The following is a 26,168-nucleotide window of genomic DNA, read 5'->3' on the forward strand; positions in this document are numbered from 1 at the left end:
TTCGGTTTATATTTTAGTTAATACGGCTTTTAATTTATCAGCCTGATAAATTTTCTTATAAAAATCAACATATTCGTTATACTTTTCGGCTGGAAATACTTTAGCATTCATGATCTGCGTACGCTTATATACAATGGTGTTTCCTTGTGTAGAAAATGAAGCACTATATTCTCCAAACTCAGATGTAAGTTTTACGTCTTTTGGAATAAACTCCAAGCTTAAGCCTTTAGGTAAAGTATAAATAATTTCATCATCGTCGGCGTAGTCAAAAGGTATACTAAAATTTGTTTTCCTGTTCGTTATTTTCTCAGGAACTGTTTCTTTTCTATTGATTTGATTTATGGTTAAAAACAGCTTATCTGCACCTTTGCTTAACAATTGTCTCGTTTTGTAGCTTATTTCTTCGTTAATAACTGGAACTTTCTTGTCAGTCTGCTCAAATTTTACTTGTTGCAGTTCGGCATCGGCAAAGCCGATGCTTTGTACAGCTATTTTCCTAACTTCAGTTGGCTCAGACAGCAGATTAGACAGGTTGTCTTCGTACTGTGCACTACCATAATTTGATTTGATTGTTACCGTGGCTAGTCCGTCTTCGGCCAGCTGAATGCTTGTTTTCCTCACTTGATAATTGTCTGTGCTGCGGTATTTCGGTGTCCTAATCAACTGTCCTCCATTTTCGGTAACCATCAGTACGTTTCTATCCGAATTATCGTAACCTATATATCCCATCGGATAATTTTGGCTGGTACATTCTAAGAACGTGGTGTCTTTTGCAGATGGAACTGCCAAAATCATATGGTTTGCTTGCCCCATGCTCGAAAACGATTTGTTTAATTCCGGAATGCCGCTACCAATCACAATCAGGTTCGATTTTATTCCAGCTTCTTTAAGTAAGGCTTTCATATAGTTAGATAAAGCTTTACAATCGCCGTAATTTACCTGTGCAACTTTTTCTGCTAGAATAGGTTTAAAACCTCCGATGCCTAGCTGCACGCTCACATATCGGGTGTTTTGCTGTAGATGATGATAAAGGATTTGCATTTTTTCTTTATCAGTTTTAGCGTCTTTAATCAAGTCTTGGACTAACAATTTCTTAACGGGAGGCAATGCATCTCCATTTTCGTTAAGCTTTGAAATCCAAGCGCCAATTGTATTCCAAGAGCTTAAATCTCCCTTAGAACTGTCGAATTCAAACTGGTTTGGAGCTATTTTTACCCAGGTTGCTAATTGCTCTAAACCAGTGCTCAGCGGCTCCTTAATTGCAGCAGGTGCATTAGCGGCTACCCATGAATATGAAGTTTTGCCATTAACTGATGTAGAATCTGTTTTCAAATCACTACTACCTAAAAAGCGAACATTTAATCCAGAAGTTTTCTGAAAAGTATAAGAAGATTTTTCGGTGGATATGTGATAACCTTTGAGGGATCTCCAAGATGGAAGCGTCAAAATGCCGTTGAAATCTTGTGTATAGCTATATTCTATGGTATACGGATAAGTAGTGCTAGAAAATGTTAGCGTTTTAATCCTATCATCCTGAAAAATAGTATAGCTGGAAATTAAACTTTCATCCTTAAAGTCTGAAGATTTGTAATCTTTAACTTTCTTACCGTTAGCATCATATAAAGCTGCTTTAATGCCGTAGAGATTAGAAAAGCGATCGTAAACTTCCGCAAATTCGGCATAGCCATCGCCAGCTTTGCTTAAAATGGTAATTGCCGTTTTATATTTGATTGTACCAGAACCGGGATTTTTGTAGTCGTAAACTTGTTCTTCGTTTCTAACTACAGCCACGGCATCTTGCCTAAGTTGCTCAGGTATTTTACTGGCGTCGTATATGTTTTGCGCTTTCGCGGATATCAACCCAAGCACCAATAATGAAGCTAAATAGATCTGTTTTTTCATGTTAAGATTTCTTTTTGAAGACAATTTGCTCGGCCTGTTTTTCCACAATTATTTTAAAAAGTTCTTTGATGTCGAAATATTCTTCGGGAGAAAAAACAGATTTATTGATTTCGATGATACTTGTTACCAAAACAACCTTGTCTTGTGTTAGGAATTGGATGCTAAATGTACCTTTATTATCTGGCAGTTTAAATGCGCTGCCTTTTGGAAGTTTTTCAATCTCATACTCAGCTGGGAAATTAATCGTGCTCCTTATTGTTTCTCTCATTGCATAGCCAAAATCTACTGGGAAGGTTCTGGTTTCGTGTTTGAAATGGTTTTCTTTGGTTCGCTCGTAAAGCAGTGGGTTTAGGTACACTAAGTTACCGGCCTCTTCCACGTTATCTTCAATGGTTACGGTTAGTTCTTCACTTAGCAAATTATCGAAATCATTTAGATTGTTTATTTTGTATTTATCTATTTCTAAACCTTGCTTGTCCTTTTTCAAACTTTTTACAAATTCAGTTTCTGAAGCATTAGAGCGGTACCTATTTCTTAACGAAAGTGCGCCATAACCTTTATAGTACTGCACCATTGAACCTTTAAGTTTATTTTCGGTATCAAGTGTAAGGTTGTAGTTGTAAATTTTTTCATTTCGGTGAGTGGGCTCGATAGTAGTCCAAACGCCTACTTTATTTTTTAAATCTACATAAAAACCTTGATGGCTTAAGCTTTCATAAGCGGTCATGCCTATGAAGTGGTCATTGTCTGTTGCATCTAAGATAATATCTTTATTTCCAATGTTTGCATTGAGGATGACACTATTAAATTTAGAGATCACCGGGTTTCCAGGATGCATGCCGTTGCTACGCGTACTAATTAAAACTGGATTTGCATCAATTTTGGCCTCTTTCAATAACATTAGCATCAAAAGGTTAATGTCGGCAGTAGATCCAGTTTTTTTGTCGAGAATAGTCTTAGGATTTGTCTCGCTACTGTACAAACTGTAATTTTCATTCCACTTTACATTGCTTTTTACGTAGTTATAGATTAGGTTTGCAATCTTTAGTGTATCGGTTTCACCTTTAATTATAGTAGGTAACAACGTTTTCGCTACAGAATTTTTCTTGACGAACAGTCCAAAGTTCTCATCTTCTACCAAGCCTCCAATTATTTTGGGCCAAGTGCCTGTGAAATTACGGTAAATATCACCAGGGTAATTGGTGGCCATCAATTCAAAATCAATAGATGTAATGTAATCATCCATTGTAGTAATGAATGGTTCTGATTTCATAGCTGGTACATTTTCTAGCACATACTGTGTGTATATTGCGTTAGAAGTAAGGCCTGCTACGTAGTGAGCGTTAATAGTTTCTCTTTTGGTTTGGTTAATTTTATAGTAACCGTTAAAAGATGGCTTGTAGATCAAGTACTCTGGAATTTTGACATTGTATTCTGAATACAAAGTAGGTACATTCCCTTGGAACGACCATCCCTTTAGCTGAAATGTAAATGGAGATCTTATGGCGTACTTGTATTCAATAATTGCACCCTCTTTCACATTTCCAAGCGTGTATTTTTTAATCTGATAGTTTTTATTAAACTCCTCAGTGAATTTAGATTCCTTACCTAGTTTAGTAGTCACAATTTTTTCTGCCTCCAAATTGTAAGTGGCAGCTTCCATTCTGATAAGATCTTCTCTAACGTTGCCTGTACTGCTCTTGTAAAGCGGAATTTGGAAATCAGCTAGGTCATAAGCGTTCTTGTTGATGATTTTGTACCTCACATGACGTTCAAATATGTATTCAAATCCGGTACGGTCGTTATACTGGAAAAAGCACTCGCCAACATCGAATAACTTTACCGCAGCAGCGGCAGAGTCTTGTCCAAATGGTTTGGCGTTAAACTCCTCAAGTGCTATTTTCCCAAATTTGAATTCTTTTTTTTGAGCGTAGGCGGAGAGAGATAGGCATACGATTCCCGTTAGAGAGATTAGACGTTTAATTTGCATGGTTTTTCTTTATATCACAAGATAGCAAGAAAATCTGCAGTAAAAGAGAAAAATAAAAAAGAAGTTAGTTCGCTTTAATTAAAGCAATCTTCCCGTCCATCGTGCTCACTAATAAAGTGTTACTATCAATTACTTTAAAGGTGTTTACCATAGAGTGGTCTATCTTGTGTGCCCATAAGGTTTTCTTCTCTTTAGGGTCGATGCAGTAAACGGTTCCGTTTTTAGTGCCAAAGAAGAGCTTGCCGTTCTTTTCAATTAAATCTGATGGTGTGTGCTCATAGCCGTAAGCAGCGTTGTATTTCCACGCTAAACCTTCATCAGTACGAGTAGTTTTGTAGGCAACAATTTCATCTTGCATGGTTTTGCCGTAAACTAAAGTGCTGTCCGCAGAAATTCCGATAGACTCACGTACTTTTGCCTCGCTGTTGCGCCATAAAGTTTGCCCAGTAGTAGCATCAATTGCAGTTAAAACACGATCTGGAGCAGCGATGTAGATAGTATTATTTGTAGCTACCGGTGTAACCATGGCGGGAGAGAACATTCTGTTACCATTTCCATTGTTCCATTTCCATGCTAAAGCACCACTACTCACATCTAAAGCATATAAGTGTCGGCCCCAAGAACCGAAAATAATCTTGCCCTGATAGATGAGGGGCTTGCCAACGATGGTTCCTTCTACTTCCTTGAATTGCCATTTTAGTTTTCCCGATTTAACATCAAAAGCACTGAAAGTATTATCACTAGCACCAATAAATACCGTGTTGCCCTCAACAATTGGCACACCTAAAACCGATTTGTTTGCTGATGCCTTCCAAGCAAGTTTTCCGGCTAAAGTTAAAGCGTAAATATTTCCATCGCCAGAACCTAAAATGATTAAGCCGTTGCTAATTACGGGCGAGGAATAGATAGCGCCTTTAGTTTTGTAAGTCCAAATTGGCTTACCCGTTTTTCTGTTTAATGCCTCAACCAAGCCTAAGCTATTGCCAAATATTACCAAATCGTTATTGTAAGTAGGTGTGTTTACTACATTGGCATTGGAATGGTAAGCCCAAACGGCTTTTACGTTGTTGTATTTTTGGTTAATTGAAAAATCTGGTCTTTCGTAAGTTTTACCATCATTTACAAACGTTTTTAAGGCAATTTTTCTCCAAGTTGGCAAAACCTCGCCATTGGGTTTTCTTGTAGTGAAGTAAACAGTGTCTTTCGTCATGTTTACGATGTTATAGCCGCCAATGCTATCTTTTGCTCTTAGGTTAGAGCGACCCATTGTAGATTCTACGCCTTCAAAGTTATAGGCTTTATTTTGGTGTCCGTGACCACAAATGGCATACTGTATGTTTTTAGTTTTGATACGGTCGGTAACTTCGTACCAGTTGTCTAAGCTGTTATCGATAGGGTAGTGGTTAACGAAAACTACGGGCGTAGCTTTTGGTGTTGCTTTTAACAAGCTATCCAACCAAACGGTGGCATCGCGGGGAATGTGCCCGTCGCTCATGCGTACATACGGACCAGATGCGCAGGCAATGAAGCGATATCCATTGTGGTCGAAAGTGAATTTATCGTAGCCGAATTCTTTGATAAAAGAAACACCGCCAGATTCGGACCAACCAGTATCATGATTGCCTGGAATAACATAGAACTTTTTGTTTAAGCCAGAAAGGATTTCTTTCGCCAATTTTAGCTCTTCATTGGTGCCCATTTCGGTAATGTCACCAGTAACAATCACAAAATCTAAATCGGTCTGTTTGTTGATATCGGCAACTGTTCTACGCAAATCTTCTTCTCCAGTAGCTGTGCCAATATGCGTATCGGTTACGAAAGCGTACTTAAAATTCTGTGCGTAGCTAAAATTGGCAATCAACAAAAAGACTGCGACAAACAAATTTTTCATTCAATGATATTCCTAATAGTTCTACTAGTTGAAATTAGGATAAATATCTGTTGTAAAAGAATTCTAGCGAAATTTTGACGTATATGATGAGGTTTTCCATGTTTTATTAAATTAATTGGTGGTTAGTAAACTAATTTAGGTTTTCCGTTTTCGCAGGTGACAGATTTGGGAGGGGCGAGCGCCATGCAATCAGAAATAACATTCCACTTTTTATTGTAGTTTTGTTGCATTTCAGTATACTTAGCTACCATATTTTCAAATTCTGATACATTAATGCTAGAGCTATATCCCAAATATGATGTGGGACCACCGCAGGCTTTTGCACCAATAGCAATATATTTTAGTTCTTGGTTTTGCCCACAGGTGCTACTTTCGGCAATTCCTTTAATTTGATTAAATAATTGCTCCAATTCCTGCTGGTCTTTAGCTTGGGTTTTTTCTTTGTCGCAGCTACTCATAAATGCAATAGTGCAAATTATGATAAGGTATAGGAATAGATTTGGTCTGTTCATTGATTTTAGGTTTTGTTGCCCATACGCAGTGATTTTGCTAAACGCTACAAAAGGTGGGAAATAGTAGCATTGTTTTTTGTTAAATAAACCTGATGGTAATGGTTATACTTTTTTGTAACCTCACCATTAATGTTTGTGTCAGGCTGAGTTTATCGAAGCCTTGTTGCGATGGGCGTCCTTCGACAAGCTCAGGATGACAAAGGTTCAAAAAAGATAACAGCGTACAGCAGGACTTCCTATGCCCATGAAATACAACAATAGCTTTACTTAAATATAACAATCGCTATTTCATTTTACGGTGAAATATTGTATCTTTGCCCCGCAAATAAGAAAACTAATTTATTTGCTATGCAACTCGATCCCCAAAAATTTATTGCTTTAGGTTTAACATACGACGATGTTTTGTTAGTGCCTGCATACTCAGAAATTTTACCTCGTGATGTTAACACCAGCACCTTTTTAACCAAGAAAATTCAACTGAATGTACCTTTGGTTTCGGCTGCTATGGATACCGTTACCGAGGCAGAATTAGCTATTGCCATTGCGCAAAACGGCGGTATAGGTATGTTGCATAAAAACATGAGTATCGATAGACAAGCCGAGGAAGTTCGCAAAGTAAAGCGTTCGGAAAGTGGAATGATCCAAGATCCGGTGACTTTGTTGGAAACTTCGGTAGTGGCAGATGCTTTCAAAATAATGAAGGAGCACAAAATTGGCGGTATTCCGGTAGTAACTGCTGATAATAAGTTGGTAGGTATTATTACTAACCGAGATTTGCGTTTCCAAAAGGATATGAGCAAGCCAATTGCACAGGTAATGACCAAGGAAAACCTAATTACTGCACCAGAAGGTACTACGTTAAAACAAGCAGAAGAAATTTTACAAGACCATAAAATTGAGAAACTACCTGTGGTTAACGCAGAAGGTTTTTTAAGCGGCTTAATCACTTTTAAGGATATCCAAAAAGTAAAACACTATCCGTACGCTTGTAAAGATGAACGTGGTCGTTTACGAGTTGGCGCTGCGGTTGGTGTAACGCCAGATACGATACAGCGTGTAGATGCTTTGGTAAAAGCTGGTGTTGATGTAATAACTATTGACACGGCTCACGGTCACTCGAAAGGTGTGGTAGATAAGTTGAAAGAAGTAAAGGCTAAATATCCAGAATTGCAGGTGATTGTTGGTAATATTGCAACAGGTGCAGCAGCTAAATTTTTAGCGGAGGCAGGTGCCGATGCCGTTAAAGTTGGTATTGGTCCGGGTTCTATTTGTACCACCAGAATTATTGCTGGTGTAGGTGTACCACAATTATACGCTGTTTTTGAGTGTGCTAAAGCATTGAAAGGTACTGGTGTTCCGGTTATTGCTGATGGTGGTATTAAACACACTGGCGATATTGCAAAAGCAATTGCTGCAGGAGCGAGCACCGTAATGGCAGGTTCGTTATTCGCAGGTGTAGAGGAAAGCCCAGGTGAAACGATCATTTACGAAGGACGTAAGTTTAAATCTTATCGTGGTATGGGTTCTATCGAAGCGATGGAACAAGGTTCTAAAGATCGTTATTTCCAAGATGTAGAAGACGATATCAAGAAATTGGTACCAGAAGGAATTGTTGGTCGCGTACCATACAAAGGAACTTTGGCCGAGGTTATGTACCAATATATTGGCGGTTTACGTGCGAGTATGGGCTACTGTGGCGCTGCTAGCATAGAGAAATTGCAAGAAGCACAATTTGTGCAAATTACAGCTGCAGGTATGCGTGAAAGTCATCCACACGATATTACCATTACTAAAGAAGCACCAAATTACACTAGTAAATAGATTCGTAAATCTGTAAGAGAAAATCTATTTAAAATGAAATTCTCGTAAATGATTTGCTAGCATCATAAAAAAGCCGTTGTCGAAACTCTCGACAACGGCTTTTTTTCAGCGCTATAATTTTATAACTCATTTTGTTTAACAAGTGGGTTACGTTGTATTTCCAGATCTGGAATTACAAATTGCCACTCTTTTGCTCCAGCAGGAAAAAATCTACTGGCTTCACCCACGGCTTTTTCTTCGTACATATTGAAATTAGAAGCCAAAGGATCTAAATTAGTAGGATTTGCATTGTGTTTCCAATTATTGGCCGAACCGCCTTGGTTGTAACCTGGTCTAGGAGCTGGACCTCTATCTAAATTCATATTTAAACGTTTTAGATCTAGGAAACGGAAGCCTTCGCCCCATAACTCAACACGTCGTTGGAACATTACTTCTTCTGCCAAATCGTTGCCACTTTTAGTACTTAATACATAAGCTGGGTCGCGATCTTTTGCTAAAGTAAATAGAGCAGCACGTGCTTTTACATCTTCTTGGCCACTTCTTGCATAACCTTCTGCCATAATCAAGTACATTTCTGGCAGACGCACCAAGGCTAAGTCGGCAGTGATAATTGCTCCGTTGTAAGACGATGACTTACTGTCTGGAAAATCTACAATAAACTTTTGGCTCATCCACTTGAATGCATTTCCGGCCGGAGGAATTACCAAACCAGGGTGACCAACCACATTATTAACCCAAAGTTGCTTCCTGATATCTGTACTAGGGATTTTCTCGTATAGTAAGTTATAGATAGCTCTTGGCGTATTCTTATTGTAAGAAATGTTAGTGTTTGAAATGTAGCTGTAAAAATTAAAAAGGGTAGCGGTTTCCAAAGCTGGCTGTGCTATTTTAGCCCAAATCCATTCGTTGTTTCTAGCATCGGCACAACGACCTTGTTTGTAATCGTAGCAACTTTTGTCCATTCTTGCGCCCGAATTATCCACTACCAATTTCGCCATTTCTGCTGCTTCTAGCCATTTGCCTTGTGTAAGTAAAACACGAGCTTTGATAGCTCTTGCCACATGTACGTTAATATGCATTTTGGTAGAACGTTGAAAGCTAACGTTAGAGAGTAAACGGATAGCTTCATCTAAATCATTGTTAATAGAAGTATAGGTTTCTTCTACTGTAGATCTAGCTTTGGCCTCAGTAGATGATTCTGTTCTTAGCACAATGCCTAACTGGGTATTATTTCCTGCACGATCGTAACGTTTGCCATAAATTTGTACAGCACAGAAATGAGAAAAAGCCCTATAAAATGTAGCCTGTCCTTTAATATAATCCCTTTCTTCTTGAGGACCTTCTGCTCCGTCTATATTCTCTATCACCATATTGGCGTTGGCAATAATTCTGTAGATGTACTCGTATATATGACGAGGATACTGATTGGTTGGCTGTCTATGACGTGTCCAATCTGTTTCTGTACGAAATTGTGCATTGGATTTAGTGTAAACCAGATCTTCACCCAAAAAATCCATATACAACATATAATACTGATAACCCATTTTAGGTGCAAAATCACCTTTTTCGTACATTAAGCGATGGATTCCATTAATAGCCATTAAAGCTGTTTTGGTATCCTTAAACATTATCGACTGGTCTACTGCACTGGTAGATTTTGTCTCAAATAATTCATCTTTGCAAGATAGCGCTGTCACCGCAATAAATCCACATATTAATAATAAAATCTTCTTCATGGTTAATAGATTAAAAAGTTAAGGATAAACCAAAAGATGCGATAGTAGAAGGAGGATATACATCATCGTTACCAATGTATCCTGATTGGAAGTTCCTTCTAGGATACATTCCTTTTCTAGCCGTGGTTAACCAAGCATTATTTGCTGAAAAGTAAATAAGCGCATTTGATATATTTTTATTTTTCAAAAAGCTTTTAGGTACGTTGTAAGATAAATTGATATTGGTTAACTCTAACATATTAGATGATACTAGCCATCGGGTAGAGTTTGCTGCTTCGATATTAACAGGGTTAGTACCTGAAGTTACAATAGCTACATCAGTAATGTCTCCAGGTTGGCGCCATCTGTTAAGCAAGTCTTTGTGTTGGCTGCCGTATGTTAATGAACCTGTCATAAAAGATCTATAGCCTCCATCATAGAATTTACTGCCTAACTGATAGTAGAAATTAACTCTCAAATTAAAGTTTTTCCATGTAACATCGGCTCCAAATCCGCCAGTTAATTTCGGCATTGCGGTGCCAGTATAACCATACAAGCTTTTTTCCACATTTTCTGTGTACTGAACGCCATCTATTTCTTTCAGTTCGTTAGGAGCAAAGGTAAATCGATCAAGATCTGCTCGGAAAAGGTTAAAGCCAGTTTCAGGGTTTACACCATACCATTCTCTTAACCAAAAATCATATCTTGAATGCCCTGCTTCAATTTTATAGATTGAACTCGTGTATGGATCTACTGGTAAAGAAGTGATCTTATTTTTGATGTAAGTAGAATTTACATTAAAGCCTATAGTCCAATCATTTGTTTTAAAAACTTGAGTATTCAAATTTACTTCTACGCCTCTATTGTACATCGATCCTGCATTCTGATCAATTGTTCCTATTCCGGTAGATATTGCCTGGGGAACGCTGAATAACAAATTACTAGATACACGATTGAAATATTCCAAAGATCCATTTAAGCGGTTGCCGAATAAAGCAAACTCTGCACCAACATCAAAGCTTTTCGAAACTTCCCAAGTTAACTCTCGGTTTCCTAAGCTAGATTGTACGTATCCTGGTTCGCCGTTATTACTAGGAGCGTAAAGTGCTCTCCATGGATAGTAGTCGCTCAAATCATCATTGCCCACTACGCCATACGAAGTTCTTAATTTCAACTGATTTACAAATTTTACGTTGTTCATGAAATTTTCTTTGTGGATAGCCCAGCCTGCACCTACCGACCAAAAGTTACCCCAACGAACAGCTTGATAAAAACGAGAAGAACGATCTCTTCTAAAAGATGCCGATGCGAAGTATTTCTCGTCATAATCATAATTTAGCCTAGATAGATAGCCCTCTACACGATAATTATGAGTATATGAGTTAGGATTTGCGTTAATTTCTGTAAAGTTTGCATACTCAAAATTATCGCCTATAATGGTTTGCGTTTTCATTGAGCTAGAAAGATACCAGTATTGAAATTGATAGCTCTCATGTCCGGCAAGAACATCAAAATGGTGTTTGCCGAAGTTCTTATTATAATTCAAAAGCTGTTGGAATGTCCACGTTGTGGTATTGGAAGTATTTTGTGCCGATGAACCTGCCGTACCTAATTGGGGATATGCAAATCCTCCGTTCCAGCTACGAAACATGTTAGAGCCTAGTGTGCCATTCGCTGTAAATTTTAAACCTTCTACAAGGGTTACGTCTGTATATCCTGTAAGGTTTATCGTTTGGCGTAAAAGCCCTCTGTAATTATCATGAACCTGAAATGGGTGGTTACTACCTGAATAAGCATCTCTTTTCGGGATAACAATAGAACCATCTGCAGAAGTCCATCCGCCCCCGAAATCAGGAATCTTATTGCCTTCTGCATCCAAAATATACTGACCAGTGGCTGGATTATGCAAATGGATTGGAAAAATATTACCTAAATATCTCGTAGCTCTAAACGGGTTAGAAATTGCGCCGCTAGTTTCTGATTGCTCGCCAAAAGATTTTGAGTGGCCAACATTAAGATTACTTCCCATTTTAAGCCATTTGGTTATTTGAGAATTAACATTTGCTTTTGCTGATATTCTGCTAAAACCAGAGCCAATGATAAAACCTTCTTCATTCATATAGCCTAAAGAGGTATAATAATCTGTTTTTTCTGTTCCTCCGCTTATAGCGATGGTACCATCGTGCCTTTTTCCCGTCTGTGTAATGCCTCCATACCAATCGGTATCATCTGCCCAGTGATTAACAGCATTCGGATTTAACTTTCCATTGCTGTCAAACAATTCTGATGCGCTCATCAAATAAGGGTTGTAACTAAGGCCAGCCAATAAGTTGGGACCAGCCTGCGCATTGGCATTTTGTAACGTACTACCGTTTAATAACAAAGAGTTTCTATGAGATTCCCAGTAAAGCTCCATGTAATCTTTATCGTTTAAACGTTCATAATCTGTACTTTGCCTCGATGTTAAACCAAAGTTATATTTTGCCACAATTACAGGTTTTCCAGATTTTCCTTTCTTGGTGTTGATCAATAAAACGCCATTTGCTCCTCTAGCACCATATAGTGCTGAAGATGCTGCGTCTTTTAAAACTGTAATGCTCTCAATATCATTTGGGTTAATGCTGCTAATGGCATTGTCATAATAAATACCATCTAAAATAATTAATGGATTATTGCTTGCGTTAAGCGAGCCAAGCCCCCTAATGCGGATCGTAGGTTCAGACCCCGGTTGTCCGTTGGATGTTCCTATTTGTAAGCCAGGTGTAGTACCTGCCAACGCTTGTGTTACTTCCGTACTTGGTCTGTTTTTGAAAACATCTTCGTTAATGACAGCTGCAGAACCAGTAAACGTACTTTTCTTCGCAGTACCGTAAGCTACAACCATTACCTGGTTCAGGGTTTCTAACTGCGGCGACATTCTAATATCGATTTTTGAACGTCCATTCACAGCAATTTCTAAGTTTTGGTAGCCAACCGATGAAATCAATAACACATCAGTAGCTTTTACTCCATCTAAACGATAATTGCCTTCGCTATCTGTTGAAGTACCTTTTGTTGTTCCCTTAATAGTTAAGTTGGCAAAAGGGATTGGATTTCCATCTTCCGCAGAAACTATTTTTCCAGTGAGTTGTTGCTGTGTTTGTTTAGTTTCAATGTTTCCAAGTTTTGAAATTGGCTTTACAGCGTTTGGTTGCTTTTTGTAAAGTACAATTGTTTTATCTTCTATAGAAGCTTGTAACGGTTGATCTACCAGGATTTTATCTAAGAAGTCTACAAGCGGCATATTGGTTGCTGCAATAGATACTGGTTTAGTTTCTTTTAAGTGAAGTACATTGGCGTAAACAGCGTAGCCAGTTTGTTTACGAATGTTGTCTAATACTTTTTCAAACGGCAGTTTGTTTGCCTTTAAAGTTATGGTTTGGGAGTAGCCGGCGGCACTTACATGAATGAAGCCCGCCGTGAGAAAGATAATAATCAATCTCAATACTCTAAATAGGTAATGGTTCATTAAATTGTTTGAGGTTAGGATAATAAAATGTTTGGTTCTGCTTTTTAAGGAAAATGTTGACGTTTTTCCCTTTTTTAAGAGACGCAAGCCGAACGTCTGTTTAGTTAGTATTTATGCGCTATTTCACCTCCCGTTTGCTGTGTTATTAATAATGACTTTATAATTGTTGTTTTGGTCCGTTTTAATACGGTATTTAATGGCGCTGCTTTCTAAAAAGCGTAAAACGGTTGCAAGTTTATCGGTCTTAAATGCGTTTCCTGTAAATCTGTCGGTAGGGATGCCACCTTCATATTCGATCTTTATGTTGTACCAACGAGCCATTTCTCTCATGATTTGGTCAAAAGATTTATCATCAAAAGAAAATTGACCATATTTCCATGCTACAATCTTATCTACGTCAACATTACTGATTTTGGTTTCTAATCCGTTTAAAGTTGCTTGTTGGCCTGGCGCAATTTTGTTAATGTTCTTAGACGAAAGATTTACGATTTCTACACTTCCTGTTACCAACGTTGTTTTAAGTTGAAATTCTTCAGCATAGGCTGAAACATTAAATTCAGTACCCAATACATTTACAGTTTGTCCATTACTTAATACTTTAAAAGGGATTTTATTTCCAGAGATGAGTTGATGTTTTATTTCGAAGTAAGCCTCGCCTTCCAGCTTTACAATTCGCTCGTTCGATGCAAATCTAGATGGATAAGTAAGTTTGCTATCAGCGTTTAACCATACTTGAGAACCGTCTGGCAACACTACTTTATAGTTGCCTCCTATAGGGGTTTTTAAAACTAAAGTTTCTGACGCAGCGTTTTTGTCGTTTACAATTGATGATCCATCCAAATAGGTAATATCTTTTCCCACAACAATGCCCGACTGCTTTGAGTTCAAATCAATCGTTCTGCCATCAGCAAGTGTAAGCGTAGCTTTGTTTCCGCCAGGAAGGATGTCAGCTGCATTAACTACATCTTCTTTGTCAGTGTTTTTTTGCGACTCGCGATTGATTAAGAATAAGGTAGTTGTTGCAATTACTAGTAATGCTGCGGCATACGGTAGCCATTTGCGTACACGATAATATAAAGGCACGATTGAAGGCTGCTTGGTTCTCTGCGCAACTTTGTCTAAAATTCGTTGCTCACGATTAGTGGCCTCGTCATCATTCCATAATTCCCAATAAAGACGTATGTCTTTGATTAGTAAGTTGTTTTGATTAAGCCTTTCTATCAGTTGCTGGTTTTGCGGGTCGGCATTAGCCCACTGCTGAAGTTCTAGCAATTGTTGGTCGTTAAGGCTTTCATCTAGGTATTTTCCTAGTAGCTCTATTATACGGTCTGTTTGGTGCACTTGTCTCGTTTTTTTATAGAAACGAAATCAAAAGATAAATCTGTCCAAAAAAAATAATCTAATTAAAATTTTTGTAGAAAAATATTTTGGCAAAGATTAAGTATGCCAGTAAATCCTTGCCCACAAATGTTTTACGGATAGCGGCTAATGCTTTTTTCTTGGCAACAAATACTGCGTTTGGAGTTACATTTAATCGATTACAAATTTCATCTGTAGTGAGTCCCTCCAAGTAGTGCATTTTGAAAACGTCTTGTTGTCTGTGTGGAAGACGATTGATTTCTTGAAATAGAGATTTGATAACTTCTGCATGAATAAGGTGAGTTAGAGGGTCGTTATCGTTCAACATCAAATCTTCATCTAGCTCAACAGAGAGGTTTTTAGCTTGCTGCACAGCTGATTTTAGGTAATCGAAACAAGCATTACGTGTGGTGATGTATAAGAAAGATTTGATATTGCTTTCATTTTCAAAATTCTCTTTACGTTGCCATAATTTCGAGAAGGTATCTGCAACTATTTCTTCGGCGGTTTCTTTATTGCGACAGATTTTGTACGCATGGAAAGTAAGTGCATGCAGATGTTGTTTCATTACATACTGGAAAGCAATCTCGCTTCCAGTACGAAAATCATCCATTAGATTATCTGTCCTACTCATGTATAAGCTAATATAGCTATTCATAAGCAAAATTATTACGAATATTCAAGAAAGCAATAATCGTTGTGAAAACTGGTCGCAGAAAATAAATAGAATAAAGGTGAAATTACTTAAAGATTAACCCACTTTAACGAACATATAATGTTTGAAAAAAATTAATATATGATTGTTTATTTAAAATAAATATTAAAAATACTTTTAACTTAATAATTTATTTTAATAAGTTTAGCTAAATTTTTTATTTATTAATAAATTAACCTAACCTTTATGAACAAATTTTTACTTACTATTTGCTTTGCTATCTGCTTTTATAGTTATAGCAAAGCACAAGACATTTTAGTGAACCGTTATTTTAACAGTGCTACTGCCGCCGCTGGTACTGCCGGTGAAGATGACGTGGTAGAACTAGTGGTGGTTAAAGACCATTTAGACATTAGAAAATACGTTGTTAAAGATTATGCCAATGGTGGTAGTAATTTAGATGACGGCGGTGCGAAGTTTCGCTTTAATGATATTGAACTTTGGAAAAACCTTAGATCAGGAACTACGATAGTTCTCCGCAGAATGTCGGCCTCAGAATTGGGATCGTATACCCCAGATGTCGATGCCTCTGATTTCAAAATAAGTATTGCTGTAAATGACACCAGGTATATGACAGACCTTGCTGTTGGTAAAGCTTGGAACATGACTGTTAACGAAGTTGTTCTAATTAGTGCTGATACGGAAAGTACAACCGGTGATGGTGCAAATAAAGCAATTCATGCTTTAGGTGTTGGTATTGGTAATTACTACAGTAGAGCGGTATGGAATGCAATTATGAGCCCGAAATCTTTGTTAGATGGTTATACTGGAGGGAACAATGTAAAAGGTGTAGTTGCTTTGACTATGCCAAATGCACCAACTTATACTACACCTTTTGATCCTAACGCTGATTTAATCACATTGCCTTTATATTGGCAAAAAGAAACTGCTTTAATGGCTGGTTTTCCCGCTGGGATTCAGGTTTTTCGTACTACAACGCCTTATAATGGGCGACAAATGAATGCCTACGCAGTAGTGTTTGATCCAAGGTTGGTAGAATTTAAACCTACACATTCTGCTACATTTAAAACTCCGCAAAATTTTGTAAACGATGAAACGGGAACGGTTCTGGCTTGTTTAAATGGTGGTTTCTTTTTTACTACGGCACTAAGTCATATACAATACAATGGAACAACTGCTGCCAATAATGTGGCTTCTCTTAATCGTAGTGTTTACAACGGCACCACAAGCACATATTATCCTACTAGGGGTACTTTCGGTCTTTCTCCAACTTGGAAACCAGATATTACTTGGACCTATAAAGTTGGTAACAATGTATATTCTTACTCTGTACCGTCACCAAACGACGTTAATGATGCACCACAGCCAGTGCCAACAACTACCGGTGGAACAATTTGGAATGTAGTAAGTGCTATAGGGGGTTCTCCTGTGTTGGTTAAAAATAGTGTTGTGAACGTTACTTCGGCGCAAGAATTAGCTGATCTTGATAACACTGCTCAAAGAGGTAGATCTGCTATTGGATATACTGCGGATGGCAAGGTTGTTTTGTTGGCTGTGGAAGGTGGCAATACTACCGTTAGTCCTAACGTTATGGGGTTAAGCTTAAACGACTTGTCTAATTTAATGCTAGATATGGGTTGTGTGGCAGCGCTAAACCTAGATGGCGGCGGTTCTACAACACTACGTATCAACAACCAGTTAACGGTGCGTCCATCTAATCCTAATGGTGAAGAACGTACTATGCCAGGCGTAATTTTAATCAAATCTAAAAACTAAGCTCATGAAGAAAATCATCATATTATCCGCAATTATATTTTCGGCAATGTTTGTAAAAGCACAAGCCGTAGACTTAACCAAGCTTTTACAAGATATCAACGGTGGAAACGTAGCTTTCTCCACAACTAACGAGCAGGGCACTACCATTAACACTTATGCAGATGTGAGCTGGGGCGATGGCTTCGGCGTAAATAACAGAGCGTTCATTCAAGCACTAAGAAATGTCGTGTTGCCAATCACATTGCAAAAATTTAATGCCAAAAAAGATGCCGATGCTGTAAATGTCACTTGGGCAACTACCATGGAAAGAAATGCGCAACATTTTGAAATCCTTCGTTCTACAGATGGTAAAAAATTTGAACGTATCACCACTGTTGGTGCTAAAGGCAACTCCAACGAATTGGTAAACTATTCTTTCAGGGATACAAAACCAGCAAATGGAACGAACTATTACCAGTTAAAAAGTGTAGATAGGGACGGTACTTTCACTACGTCTATTATCGTTGCCGTGCAATTCGATTTAAACAAAACAGATATAGTTGTAATTGCGAATTCAGCAAATCAGAGTATCAAGGTTAATGTTTATTCACCTACTACTAAAGTCGCTAGTTTCTCAGTTTCAGATGTTAGTGGTAAAGTATTGTTCAATGCAAAAAATATTTCTTTGCAAAAAGGGAACAACGTATTGGAATATACCTTAAATGCGCCACCACAATTGTTAATTGCATTGTTGGCTTCTGCTAACGAAAAAAATGCGTATAAATTTTATTATTAATGTTTGATTAAAATCTCCAAGTCTAGTGAGCATTCGTAACCTAATTTTAGTGCTATGTTGCCTGTTTTTTTCTTGTGCAAAGAAAAAAGGTGAGCCGGCATCTCCAGTTTTATCAAGCAACCCAAACTCATTTTTTATGGGCGAGGTTAAGCCAGTAGCTTCAAAAAGTTGCTTTGCAGGTGCATATTATCGTAAATTGGTTTCGAGTGTAGACGTATGGGGAGGTATTGGTGGGCGAGTGGTTTTGCCCACCATTACTTTTGATCCTTCTAGAGTTAATCCTGCTAAGCCTGCGCAGTTTCTAGATAATCCGTCTGTTTATATGGGCGGCAACATGGGCGGGCAAGAAACCGATATTGGTTTAACTTGGGAAGTAATTCGTGATGAAAGTGGTGCTGTTACTGCAGATAGACGAGCATTTAGACCATTTTTAAGAAGAACCGCACATGCTGGAAGTGGGCAAGCTGCTCTGTATGAAAATGCTCCAGCCGAAGCTCGTTACTATTGGTACCAGGGCGAAGAAGTTACCATGTCGGTTAAAATTGTTGCTAACGGGATATTGAGGTTGACTGTTGAAGGTGCTGGAAAGAAATTTGAGAAGAATTTTGAGGCTGGAGGTTATACACTTGTAGGAAAGGGTGAGTTTAAACGTGTAAACGCCATTGACCAAGTGGCAAATGAAGGGAAACCTGTGCAAGCTACAAAAACCAAGGTTGTTGCTGCCGAATGGAAAAACAGTTATTTATACCGTATCGTAAATGGAAATTTGGTAGAAACACCATTTCACGATGGTCGTTATACAGATATGAGATGTCCGAGTGCAAACAACTTTTCTATTTATTCTACTCAAGATGATCGTTCGAAAGGCGGAGAAAAAATAGAGATATATGGTGCTGGTTCTTAATTGTTTTTAGCAATTAATATATGTGCTAAATGATGATTGCAATGCCAAGCGTAGATACCTATATTCTTTTTTAATGATATAAGTTCATTGTTTTCTGGATGAATAAACTGTTTTTCTAAATCAGCTTCATTAAGATTTTCTAACAATAAAACCCATCTTTTATGAAGACCTTCCAATATTTTGATAGAGCTTGCTATTGGAGTTTTGTAATCTGAGAGTTGTGCCCACAAATTTTCATGGTAAGGCTTGATAGTCGGCGTATCTTCTGTTAGTGCAAGTTTAAATCTTACAAAACTGTTCATGTGACTGTCTGCACAGTGATGCACCACTTGCTTTATCGTCCAACCGTTTGGTCTGTACTGTTTTTCTAATTCTTCTTCGCTCAGTTCTGCAGTAGCAGTATTCAGCCTTTCCGGAAAGCTTTCAATTACTTCAATCCAACCTTTAGTATGCACTAAAGTAATCTCTTCAGGAGCATTAAACCTGCCAATTGGAAACTTTAAATGGTCAATGTTTTCGCTCATTATTCTTATCTCTTTACGCTATTGATATTTGTAAAACCTACCAAATCATCATATCTTGAGCCTGGTCTACGGTAATACGCAAAAACCTGATAGCTGTTTTCTGTCTCAAAGAAAGAGCCTTCAAAAACCGTGTCGTTGAACTTTCCGTTTTCATCAACCCAAACATATTTGAAATCGTACAAACCTTGTTTTAGTTTGATGTTGCCATAAAACCTGCGTCTTGAAGACTCGAAAGTGAGTTTGTTTTCTTCGGTTAAGGCATAGTTATTAAATCTCCCAACAACATAAACATTACCTTTAAGGGTAGGCGGTTGTGCGGCTAAAGTGAACAACGTATAAGCGTAATCACTATCAGTCACATTATCTCTACCATCAGTGTTTCTGATAAAGAAATTTCCGTTTTCATCAAACTGATTGCTATATCTACTACTTGCGTTAGGCAAATCGATAGATAAAATCACATTTTGTGTGCTGTCGCGATAAATATCAGCCACGTGTTCTGCCTTGTATCTAAAGCTACGTGTATCGAATTTTCTAAACTCATTTCCACCATAAAAATGATTGGTATTGATATCATTGTAAACCAAAGTTCCAGGTTTTACAAAAGATGGTTTGGTATTGGTAATGGCGGTTTGAGGGATATAATTCTGCATTACCACAGCTTTTACCTCCAAAAATGGATTGTTGATTGGTGTTTGATGAAACAAGCTGAAGTTAATCTTCTGTTTCGAGTTTCTATCTGTAACATCTGTAGCCGGAACCACCTCTGCGCCAATATTGATGGTATTGTTTACTACAAAAAAACGCTGGGTAATCACGATTTTGTTAGGGTCATTGTCTTCGAAGATTTTAAGAATATAGTTGCCGCCGATCTTCACCTTCATTTGGTCGTTGGGGAATGTCATTTGGTAGTGCGTAAACTTTACCAAAGTGTTAAACGAATAACGATAATTGAAAAGGATATCTTGTTGTACACCTTCTAAGTAATCTAAAATGTTAATTCTCGATGATTTCCAATCCCAAGTGCAATGCTCTACGGTGTAGCTGTAATTTTTCTGACCGCCACGTAAATCATCGAAACCAAAGGTGATAGTTTCGGTAGTTTTTAGGTTAATTAATGGAATTGATTGCTCTTTGCTGGTATTGTAGCACTCAACCGTTTTAATGTAATCCTTGTAAATTTTATTTTGATATTCGCCCTGAGCTTTAGCCGTAGATAGATACAAGAAAGATAGTAGGCAAATGATTAATCTGTATTTCATTTTATAAATATATCAATTTAACGAAAATACAAAAGGATTAGTTTTTTGATTTTAGCCGCAATAAAGCGATATTTAGATTTCGGGTTAGAATGGATATACGCAATTGTATCTTTTATGTAAAGTTAGAACATCTATTAAAACTGATGCTGAAATAAATTCAGCATGACGGAGCGAAAATATGCGTCACCCTGACCACGAAGTAGCTACGAAGTAAATTTATTTCAGGGTCAGTTAGATATTTAATTATGTGCATTACTTGATTTCTTGATATCGTCTGGCGCACAAACATGGCAAAGCTCTAATCAGCGGTATTTGTAAAAGCATCCATTATTTTCATGGTCTTCAAAGCTTCTTCTGCAGAACAAGGATTTTCACCTTCACCTCTAAAATACGCTACCACCTGTTCAATCATGGGTTGTTCTACGTGCTGTAATGGCTCGAAGTTTAGCAGTTCTTCTTTGCCATCTATACTGATTTTGATGTACTGACCAAAAACAGAAAAGGCGATTTTCCCTTTTGAGCCAATAATTTCACAGCTATCAGTTTGTTCATTTTGAGGCGCAGAAAAGCACCACAAACCATTAAAAACTACATTGTTTTCAAACTCGATATGTCCAGTTACTAAATCAGCTACGGGTGCGGTTACATCTTTTTTGCTGGCTAATCCGTGGAAATTCACTGCTTCGCCAAAATAGTACAGCATTAAATCTAGTTGGTGTGGCGCTAAATCGTGAAATAAACCACCACCAGAAATGGCCGGGTTAATTCTCCAGTTCTCTTCCGAATTGGCAATAATATCACTAGCCACGGGCTGAAGCATTTTCAAGTCTACAAACCTTACATCGCCAACGGCTTTTTCTGCTAATAATGATTTGATTTTAAGAAATAATGGTTGTGTTCTGCGATAATGCGCAACTACCAGTTTAACGCCATATTTGAGCGAAGCATCAGCCATTCGTTGTGCGGCAGTACTATTTAGCGCCATTGGTTTTTCTACATACACAGGTTTGCCAGCAGCTAATGCCGCTAGGGTATATTCTTCGTGCTGTAGGGGCGGAGTTGCTATGTAAATCGCATTTATCTCAGGGTCGTTAATTAAATCGGATGCATTGCTGTACCATTTTGGCACACCGTGTCTTTTTGCATAGTCTTCTGCTTTTGCAGCATCTCTGCGCATTACTGCTACCAATTGCGAGTTAGCTACTTTGTTAAATGCAGGTCCGCTTTTAACTTCGGTAACGTCGCCACAGCCAATAATTCCCCATTTAATTTCAGTCATGATTTTTTGCTTTTGCGTAAATAGTTGGTACGAAGCAATCTTTATGTTTTATAATCAATGGCTGTGACGCAATTAACTTATTTATGCTCTAAAAACAAACCATCATCGGTTTTATTTACCTTAAGGATGTTCTTGCCAGTTAAGCCTTTCAAAGTAGTATCCCACTTTTTATTGCTCCAGTCTGCTAGCTGAGCTTTAATATCGCTCAACAATTGTTGTTCACCTTCTTTTACCAAAGCATATAATTCAGCTTCTTCAGCAGAAAGCTCAATTTTCTTTTTCTCAGGGCGCATTTGAGGGAAGAACAACACTTCTTGGATAGTCGATTGGTCAGTCATTAGCATTACCAATCTATCAATGCCGATACCTAAACCAGAAGTAGGAGGCATACCATATTCTAAAGCACGAACAAAATCATCATCCATTGCCATCGCTTCATCATCGCCTCTGGCAGCTAATTTCAATTGCTCTTCGAAACGCTCTTTTTGGTCAATCGGGTCATTCAATTCAGAATAAGCATTGCCAATTTCTTTACCCATTACAAATAGCTCAAAACGCTCTACTAAACCTTCTTTGCTGCGGTGTTTCTTAGCTAGAGGTGTCATTTCGATAGGGTAGTCGGTAATGTACGTAGGCTGTATTAAATTAGCTTCCACTTTTTCACTGAAAAGTTCATCCACTAATTTACCACGTCCCATGCTGTCATCAATCTCAATACCTAAATCTTTACAAGTTTGAGCCAGGTGCTCTTCGCTCATTTCAGAAACATCGATGCCCGTATATTTTTGAATTGATTCGTACATTGTTAATTTCTCGTACGGACCAGCAAAATCAATTTCATGTGCACCAACTTTCACCACAGGCGAACCATGGATAGCCACTGCAATTTTCTCCAAACACTCTTCCACCATGCCCATCATCCAAACGTAGTCTTTGTAAGCTACATAGATTTCCATCGATGTAAACTCAGGATTGTGCGTTCTGTCCATCCCTTCGTTACGGAACATTTTACCGAACTCGTAAACGCCATCAAAACCTGCAACGATTAGCCTCTTTAGGTAAAGCTCATTCGCAATACGCAAAAATAAAGGCATATCTAAAGTGTTGTGGTGTGTTGCAAACGGACGAGCCGCCGCACCACCATGCACTGCTTGTAAAATCGGCGTTTCTACTTCCATCCAACCTTGGCTGTCGAAGTAATTACGCATGGTGTTAATCACCTTAGAACGATTAATGAAAATCTGTTTGTAATCAGGGTTTACCGTTAAATCTACGTAACGCATTCTGTAACGCAATTCAGGATTGGTAAAGCCATCAAATACGTTTCCTTCATCATCGCGTTTCACAATTGGCAACGGACGTAAAGATTTAGAAAGTACCGTTAATTTATTCACGTGTACCGAAACTTCACCAGTTTGAGTGGTGAAAACATAACCCTCCACACCAACAAAATCGCCGATATCTAATAATTTCTTAAATACTGTATTGTATAAGGTCTTATCATCGCCAGGGCAAAGCTCATCACGCTTCAAATAAATTTGGATACGACCAGTAGCGTCCTGAAGTTCAGCGAAAGAAGCTGCACCCATAATGTTGCGGCCCATAATTCTTCCCGCAATGCTAATTGTCTTGTATGCTGTTTTATCTTTTTCGTAGTTAGCTAAAATGTCTGCTGCATTAGCATTGATTTCGTACGCCTCTGCAGGATATGGGTTAATACCCAGTTCGCGAAGCTGTTTTAACGAATCGCGACGCAATATTTCCTGTTCTGATAATCCTATACTCATTAATTGAATTTTTTGCAAAAGTAGTAAAATACTTCGTTATTGCCGCTTACACAAGCCTTTAATATTGCGTTATGCTTATTTTAGTGGTTTTTTAATTGATTTTACCTCCAAGGAAAGCTTAGCCTTTTATTTCAGCCTCTGTTAGATCAAATAAGAGTTTTAGAAAGCCAAATGGGTGATGTATAAAAAAGGTGCAACATAACTGCTGCACCTTATATAAAAAGAAAATTTGCTGCTTATTTTAAGAATAACAATTCTCTGAATTTAGGCAATGGCCATACGCTATCATCAACAATTTGCTCTAATTTGTCGACATTATAACGGATAGTATCGAAGTGAGCTTTCACTTTTTCGTCGTAAGCAATTGCTTTTTCTCGAGTATCTTCGATTTTATTTACTTGTTTACGGTCTTCTAGCATGGTATCTACGCTGTTTTTAACAATAGATAAGTGGCTAGAGATTTTGTCTATAATTGCCAATGGCGTAGCGATAGCCTCTTTGCTTAAGCCAAGTTCTTTTAAGCCTTTAGCGTTCTCGATCAATGAATTTTGGTAAGCAATAACCGCAGGAATGATTTGGCTGTTAGTTACATCGCCAAATACGCGAGCCTCGATTTGAAGTTTTTTGTAGAAATTCTCCAGCAAAATTTCGTGACGGGCATGTAATTCGCGTTTACTGAATACGTTAGTTTTAGTGAAAAGTTCTGTAGTTTTTTCGCTAACGTAAGCGTCAAGAGCTTTAGGTGTAGTTTTGATGTTTGATAAACCACGTTTTTCTGCCTCTTCCGCCCACTCATCGCTATAACCATTTCCTTCAAAACGGATAGCTTTAGATTCTTTGATGTAACGTTTTAGAACCGTCATTAAAGCAACGTCTTTTTTGTCGCCTTTTTTGATCAATTTATCTACGTCTAATTTAAACTTAACTAGTTGATCTGCTACGATAGCGTTTAAAACTGTCATTGGTGCAGAAGAATTAGCTGTAGAACCTACTGCTCTTAACTCGAACTTATTACCCGTAAAAGCGAATGGAGAAGTACGGTTACGGTCTGTGTTATCCAACAAGATCTGAGGGATTTTAGGAATACCTAACCATAATGAGTTATCTTCCTTTAATTTTTTGCTTAAGCGTGAATGCTCAATTTCGTCTAAAATCTCATCTAATTGTTGGCCTAAGAAGATAGAAATGATTGCTGGTGGAGCTTCGTTGGCACCTAAACGGTGATCGTTGCTTACTGATGCAATACTTGCTCTTAATAGATCTGCATGTTCGTGTACCGCTTTAATCGTGTTAACGAAGAAAGTTAAGAACATTAGGTTGTTTTTAGGCGTTTTGCCTGGCGCCAATAAGTTTTTACCAGTATCGGTAATCAACGACCAGTTGTTGTGTTTGCCCGAACCGTTGATGCCTGCATATGGTTTCTCGTGCAATAATACCTTAAAGTTGTGACGACGAGCAACTTTCTCCATTACGTCCATCAACAATTGGTTATGGTCTATGGCTAAGTTGATTTCTTCGTAAATAGGAGCACACTCAAATTGTGAAGGAGCTACCTCGTTGTGACGGGTTTTTAAAGGAATACCTAATTTAATGGCTTCGTTTTCGAAATCTACCATGTAGGCAAATACACGCTCTGGAATTGAACCAAAGTAGTGGTCTTCTAGTTGTTGTCCTTTTGCAGACATGTGGCCAAATAAAGCACGGCCAGTTAATACTAAATCTGGACGAGCGTTAAATAAAGCTAAGTCTACTAAGAAATATTCTTGCTCTATACCTAAAGAAGCATTTACTTTAGATACACTTTTGTCGAAATATTGGCAAACATCTACTGCTGCTTTGTCGATAGCAGAAAGTGCTTTCAATAGAGGTGCTTTATAATCTAAAGCTTCGCCTGTGTAGGCCACAAATACAGTTGGAATACAAAGTGTTTTACCAGCAGAGTTTTCCATAATGAAAGCTGGAGAAGAAGGATCCCAAGCCGTATAACCACGAGCTTCGAAAGTGTTACGGATACCGCCATTAGGGAAGCTTGAAGCATCTGGCTCTTGTTGTACCAAAGCACTACCAGCAAATTTCTCGATAGCACCATCGCCGCTTGGTTCAAAGAAAGAATCATGCTTCTCTGCAGTAGAGCCGGTTAATGGTTGAAACCAGTGGGTGTAGTGAGTAACACCTTTGCTCATTGCCCAAGCTTTCATGGCTGCTGCAATTTGATTTGCATCATCTTGGTTAATCAATTCGCCTTGGTTGATAGAAGAAATTAGTTTTTCGAAAACATCTTTAGAAAGATATTCTTTCATTTTCTTTTTATCGAAAACGTTTGAGCCGTAGAAGTCAGAAAGTTTAGTAGATGGTGCTGATATTTCAGGAATTTCTCTGTTTTGTGCTTCTTTTAGTGCTATGGTTCTTAAGCTTTTCATTTATTTGATTAATTTTTATTCAAAAATATGATTTTTTATGATTTTTTATTAAAATTTTATTAAAAAT

17 protein-coding genes are annotated in these 26,168 nt (G+C 38.0%); 4 read left to right on the forward strand and 13 right to left on the reverse strand.

The window, feature by feature from the left end; genetic code table 11:
- Positions 1 to 6: 6 nt before the first annotated feature.
- The 4 genes from REI64_RS00115 to REI64_RS00130 all read right to left on the reverse strand — a co-directional run bounded on the left by REI64_RS00115 (position 7) and on the right by REI64_RS00130 (position 6,295).
- Positions 7 to 1,902, reverse strand: coding sequence for a DUF3857 domain-containing protein (locus tag REI64_RS00115; RefSeq protein ID WP_308848043.1), 1,896 nt, complete (start codon positions 1,900 to 1,902; stop codon positions 7 to 9).
- A gap of 1 nt (position 1,903) precedes the next feature.
- Positions 1,904 to 3,892: a transglutaminase domain-containing protein gene (locus tag REI64_RS00120; RefSeq protein WP_308848044.1), complete on the reverse strand. Its 1,989-nt coding sequence runs from the start codon at positions 3,890 to 3,892 to the stop codon at positions 1,904 to 1,906.
- A 64-nt stretch (positions 3,893 to 3,956) separates the two neighbouring features.
- A complete protein-coding gene (locus REI64_RS00125; RefSeq protein ID WP_308848045.1) occupies positions 3,957 to 5,783 on the reverse strand; it encodes a PQQ-binding-like beta-propeller repeat protein in 1,827 nt (608 codons plus the stop codon).
- A 122-nt stretch (positions 5,784 to 5,905) separates the two neighbouring features.
- Positions 5,906 to 6,295, reverse strand: coding sequence for a hypothetical protein (locus REI64_RS00130; protein ID WP_308848046.1), 390 nt, complete (start codon positions 6,293 to 6,295; stop codon positions 5,906 to 5,908).
- A gap of 348 nt (positions 6,296 to 6,643) precedes the next feature.
- On the opposite strand from REI64_RS00130, the gene guaB reads away from it, so the two are divergent.
- On the forward strand, positions 6,644 to 8,116 hold the full coding sequence (gene guaB / locus REI64_RS00135) for an IMP dehydrogenase (RefSeq protein WP_308848047.1): 1,473 nt from the start codon (positions 6,644 to 6,646) through the stop codon (positions 8,114 to 8,116).
- Between the two features lie 119 nt (positions 8,117 to 8,235).
- On the opposite strand, the gene REI64_RS00140 is transcribed toward guaB, so the two are convergent.
- The 4 genes from REI64_RS00140 to REI64_RS00155 all read right to left on the reverse strand — a co-directional run bounded on the left by REI64_RS00140 (position 8,236) and on the right by REI64_RS00155 (position 15,332).
- Positions 8,236 to 9,852, reverse strand: a complete 1,617-nt coding sequence (locus REI64_RS00140; protein WP_308848048.1) for a RagB/SusD family nutrient uptake outer membrane protein — start codon at positions 9,850 to 9,852, stop codon at positions 8,236 to 8,238.
- Positions 9,853 to 9,862: 10 nt separating this feature from the next.
- Positions 9,863 to 13,339, reverse strand: a complete 3,477-nt coding sequence (locus tag REI64_RS00145; RefSeq protein WP_308848049.1) for a SusC/RagA family TonB-linked outer membrane protein — start codon at positions 13,337 to 13,339, stop codon at positions 9,863 to 9,865.
- 123 nt (positions 13,340 to 13,462) lie between these two features.
- Positions 13,463 to 14,680 (reverse strand): FecR domain-containing protein, encoded by a 1,218-nt coding sequence (locus REI64_RS00150; RefSeq protein WP_308848050.1) that lies wholly within the window; start codon positions 14,678 to 14,680, stop codon positions 13,463 to 13,465.
- 58 nt (positions 14,681 to 14,738) lie between these two features.
- Positions 14,739 to 15,332 carry a sigma-70 family RNA polymerase sigma factor gene (locus tag REI64_RS00155; protein WP_308848051.1) on the reverse strand — a complete coding sequence of 198 codons (594 nt, stop codon included), beginning with the start codon at positions 15,330 to 15,332 and terminating at the stop codon, positions 14,739 to 14,741.
- Between the two features lie 267 nt (positions 15,333 to 15,599).
- On the opposite strand from REI64_RS00155, the gene REI64_RS00160 reads away from it, so the two are divergent.
- The 3 genes from REI64_RS00160 to REI64_RS00170 all read left to right on the forward strand — a co-directional run bounded on the left by REI64_RS00160 (position 15,600) and on the right by REI64_RS00170 (position 18,829).
- Positions 15,600 to 17,150: a phosphodiester glycosidase family protein gene (locus tag REI64_RS00160; RefSeq protein WP_308848052.1), complete on the forward strand. Its 1,551-nt coding sequence runs from the start codon at positions 15,600 to 15,602 to the stop codon at positions 17,148 to 17,150.
- A gap of 4 nt (positions 17,151 to 17,154) precedes the next feature.
- Complete coding sequence (locus REI64_RS00165; protein WP_308848053.1) at positions 17,155 to 17,925, forward strand: hypothetical protein; 771 nt, start codon at positions 17,155 to 17,157, stop codon at positions 17,923 to 17,925.
- A 136-nt stretch (positions 17,926 to 18,061) separates the two neighbouring features.
- On the forward strand, positions 18,062 to 18,829 hold the full coding sequence (locus tag REI64_RS00170) for a hypothetical protein (protein ID WP_308848054.1): 768 nt from the start codon (positions 18,062 to 18,064) through the stop codon (positions 18,827 to 18,829).
- Here the strand turns inward: REI64_RS00170 and REI64_RS00175 are convergent.
- The 5 genes from REI64_RS00175 to REI64_RS00195 all read right to left on the reverse strand — a co-directional run bounded on the left by REI64_RS00175 (position 18,826) and on the right by REI64_RS00195 (position 26,101).
- Positions 18,826 to 19,353, reverse strand: a complete 528-nt coding sequence (locus tag REI64_RS00175; RefSeq protein WP_308848055.1) for a YfiT family bacillithiol transferase — start codon at positions 19,351 to 19,353, stop codon at positions 18,826 to 18,828. The genes REI64_RS00170 and REI64_RS00175 overlap by 4 nt on opposite strands.
- A gap of 5 nt (positions 19,354 to 19,358) precedes the next feature.
- Entirely contained in the window at positions 19,359 to 20,615 is a 1,257-nt protein-coding gene (locus REI64_RS00180; RefSeq protein ID WP_308848056.1) for a type IX secretion system plug protein domain-containing protein, read from the reverse strand.
- A 298-nt stretch (positions 20,616 to 20,913) separates the two neighbouring features.
- Positions 20,914 to 21,894 (reverse strand): Gfo/Idh/MocA family oxidoreductase, encoded by a 981-nt coding sequence (locus REI64_RS00185; RefSeq protein ID WP_308848057.1) that lies wholly within the window; start codon positions 21,892 to 21,894, stop codon positions 20,914 to 20,916.
- Positions 21,895 to 21,971: 77 nt separating this feature from the next.
- Complete coding sequence (lysS, locus tag REI64_RS00190) at positions 21,972 to 23,681, reverse strand: lysine--tRNA ligase (protein ID WP_308848058.1); 1,710 nt, start codon at positions 23,679 to 23,681, stop codon at positions 21,972 to 21,974.
- A gap of 236 nt (positions 23,682 to 23,917) precedes the next feature.
- A complete protein-coding gene (locus tag REI64_RS00195; protein ID WP_308848059.1) occupies positions 23,918 to 26,101 on the reverse strand; it encodes a glutamine synthetase III in 2,184 nt (727 codons plus the stop codon).
- Positions 26,102 to 26,168 lie beyond the last annotated feature (67 nt).

The organism is Pedobacter sp. (assembly GCF_031119335.1).
Lineage (GTDB): Bacteria > Bacteroidota > Bacteroidia > Sphingobacteriales > Sphingobacteriaceae > Pedobacter.